Below are 583 nucleotides of genomic sequence, written 5' to 3'. Positions count from 1 at the left end.
TTTCATGGCTAAGGACCAACTTCAACGCTCCACTTCTGCTCAGACTTAACCCGCAAAAAATATTGCATACCTATTAAAACTAAAACTGAAAAATTTAAAATCTCACTACTCAAACTTTAGAATGCATCATGAATCAATATTGTCTTTCCATAATTTGCCCAAGATATGTCTTTACTTGTAATAATCATCAACAATGCCATGCTCAGCAGCATACCTTACTTAAATAGCACATGCCTTTTTATTTTTTAAAATCATTTTTTGAAAGCAGACTCATTATGATCAATAAGATAAACAAAAAAGGTCCCACCTCAAACGGCAGAACCCTCTCCAGCAGCATCATTTACATTGACACTGCCTTTTCATCTCCATCATTGAAATGGAATTCTTTATTTTTGGGTAATAGTGCTTACTTTACCATGCCCTTATGAGCAGGAGTGGAGCTTGAAAGTGATCGTTAGCCGTAAAAAAGCAAGTTTCAGGGTGCGAAGGCTAGCGGGAGAAATAGACCTCTGGAGCCAAAAGACAGAGAAGACTGCAAGGCTTCGGCGACTTTTGGTGAAGAGGAGCTATTTCTGCTAGCCTG

This window comes from Aerococcus sp. HMSC062A02, assembly GCF_001809535.1.
In the GTDB taxonomy this organism is placed as follows: Bacteria; Bacillota; Bacilli; order Lactobacillales; family Aerococcaceae; genus Aerococcus.
Note: the sequence above shows the minus strand (reverse complement) of the source record.